This is a genomic window from Komagataeibacter europaeus LMG 18890, assembly GCF_000285295.1.
Classification (GTDB): domain Bacteria; phylum Pseudomonadota; class Alphaproteobacteria; order Acetobacterales; family Acetobacteraceae; genus Komagataeibacter; species Komagataeibacter europaeus.
Map to the genome: position 1 here is coordinate 1 of NZ_CADP01000218.1, position 2401 is coordinate 2401.

Consider the following 2401-nt stretch of genomic DNA (forward strand, 5'->3'; position numbering starts at 1 on the left):
AAAACAACCCGTTCGCATAGCTGAAGATCAGAAGGGCCAGCATCAGACGCGGATGGTACTGTGCCTTGCCACCCGTGCGCGCTGGCACGCAGAACGCACGCATCGGAACCCGCTCGACGGCTGCGACAATGAAATGCGCCATATCGTCAGCAGGAAGCCACGACTTCAGATCAGGCGGCAGAAGATACGGCTGAGACCGGTCAAACGGGATGAAGCTGCTCATCTCACCACCTTACAACCTTACCCCTTCACTGGGTACCCCAACCCGACAGGCTGTTAGAGAGTGTTTGAAAAGTTAGCCCGGAAAACATTCAGCAATCATAAAGACGTTTTTGGTGAAGCTTTTTTCAAAAAGCTTCGAAGAACGCCACCTTTTTGAAAAAGGTGGCACCCAAAAACTTTTATTATTTTTTATCAATCACTTGTTTTCAAACAGTCTCTTAGAAAAAGACGGTGTTCTTTCGAAGCGTTTTGAAAAAAGCTTCACCAGAAAACTTCCTTACGACCAGCAGGCTGTTTCAAGCAGTCCCTGACAACATGGATATGGCGGGACAGTAAACATTTCCCGTATGCTCTGGTCATACGGGAAATGGATGTTCAGGGATGGAGATGACCGCGCGCGGGTTCCAGCACTGGCGCGCGCAGGCGTGGCGTGGGGACAAGCAGTGGTGTTTCGGGCGGCAGGAGGTGATGGAGGATCTTCTCCCCAATGGCGGTCTGCCACAGCCACAGGCTGTTGACCTGCCCGCGGAAACTGGCTTCGCCCCCCATCGCCCCGGTAGGGCGGAAACCCGATGCCAGTCCCAGGCCAAACAGGCCCGGAATTTCCTGTCCCGCTGCATTCAGGATACCGCATTCCGGACCGGTCAGGCAGCCATCGGCGGCATCAGCGGACAGGGCGATCGGATGGTCATGCGCATCGATTATGGTGATACGGCGGGGGCGGTAGCCAAAACAGGCTATAATGGCGTCGGCATTATCTATAATGGCCTGTGCTTCCGCATGATTGTCATCCGTTATCTGCGCGTCGCACAGACGGGGTTCGGGCGGGGCGCCGGCAATGCCCATCAACTGCATGGCCAGATCGCGCGAATCATAACGCAGGCCGCCAAAGCGGTACACAAACTGGCTGACCGGGCAGATATCATCGGCATGGAATTCCGTATATCCGTCCGACACGGCTTCTTCCGCCGTACGGTAAAACAGCTTCAGGCGGGATTTGTGCAGCAGCGTCAGGTTGCCTGGCATGATGCGGTCCGCCATGTCGCGCATTATGACGCGTGCGACCGACAACGCGCTGCTGGCGCCGCCGATAATGGCAATCCTGGGATTGTCCTGTCCTGCCGTCATGGCGCGTAATCTGGTAATGCCATCGGGGGAAAGCAGGTCGTCGGATTGCATGACCCTGCCTGCATGGCGGGGCAGCAGGGGGGCTTCTCCCACCATTTCATCATGAAGCCGCTGTTCCGGCTGGTGCGCGCCCATTGCCAGCACGATCTTGTTGGCGATGATGTGTTGCGTATGTGTCCCATCGCTGGAGATGAGATAGCCCCGCCACCTGCCATCCACGTTCTGGTGCAGGCTTTTAAGCTGCCATCCGGTCAGGATCCGTGATGCGGGATGGGCGGTGATGAGGGTTGTCAGCACCTGTCCCACGATATCCAGAAAATCCGCCACAACACGTAGCGGCAGCGGAAGCCGCCCATGGTTGCGTATCATTTCCACCAGCGGGTGATGGGTCAGGCGCGCCAGTTCGGGTACCGGATTGTCGGTTATCGCATCGACGAATGTTTCGGCCGCGCTGTCGGAATTGATGACATATCGCCCCAGCATGCCCGAACCGATATGCGGCCCCTGTTCAACCAGGACAAGGCCTTCATCCAGCAGGCGTGGCAGTTCGCCTATGCGTGATGCGGCAAGCAGGACGGCAATGGCGGCCGGGCCGCCACCGGCAATAAGGACTGGGGTTGCTGTATCTGTGGACATGACTGCATGTATCCGTTTTCCATGGGTGGCAAGGAACGGCTTGCAGTTACCCATAAATTTTTTCTTCTGTAATTTGATAGGAGAGAGCACCTGTAACGATATCTGCCAGGCGAGACATTCCTCTCCAGATAACAGTTGTTCCGGGCGGAGCATCGGAAGCGCGATCAAGGTAACCACCCAGTCTGGCGACTGCCCGGATGTAAAAATCCAGGTCTGGTGAAGTGCTGAGTTTGCGTATGGGTGTGAACTGTTCGAGTATTTGGCGTTCCACATCTGTAAAAACGGTAGAAGGCGACGTCCCTGGTAATTCACGCCTGAGCATTGTTATCCATGAGATACGCCAGGCCACCACGCAGCATAAGGCGATACAGTTTGCGAGCCGGCCTGCGGTCGTTAGGCGGAGCTCTTCAAGCTT

The 2401-nt window shown here is 56.1% G+C and carries 3 protein-coding genes and 1 pseudogene; 1 reads left to right on the top strand and 3 read right to left on the bottom strand.

What is annotated here, in order from left to right; genetic code table 11:
- A pseudogene (locus GEU01_RS20805) lies at nt 1-223 on the bottom strand (IS5/IS1182 family transposase); the annotation flags it as partial.
- A 112-nt stretch (nt 224-335) separates the two neighbouring features.
- Here GEU01_RS20805 and GEU01_RS26030 point away from each other — a divergent pair.
- On the top strand, nt 336-533 hold the full coding sequence (locus tag GEU01_RS26030; protein WP_152927803.1) for a hypothetical protein: 198 nt from the start codon (nt 336-338) through the stop codon (nt 531-533).
- A 64-nt stretch (nt 534-597) separates the two neighbouring features.
- Here the strand turns inward: GEU01_RS26030 and GEU01_RS20810 are convergent, their stop codons facing one another.
- Together GEU01_RS20810 and GEU01_RS25260 are read right to left on the bottom strand one after the other, a co-directional pair.
- Nucleotides 598-1986: a hypothetical protein gene (locus GEU01_RS20810; protein ID WP_019087562.1), complete on the bottom strand. Its 1389-nt coding sequence runs from the start codon at nt 1984-1986 to the stop codon at nt 598-600.
- A gap of 46 nt (nt 1987-2032) precedes the next feature.
- On the bottom strand, nt 2033-2401 hold a 369-nt coding region (locus GEU01_RS25260), incomplete at its 5' end, for an IS4 family transposase (RefSeq protein WP_269719726.1).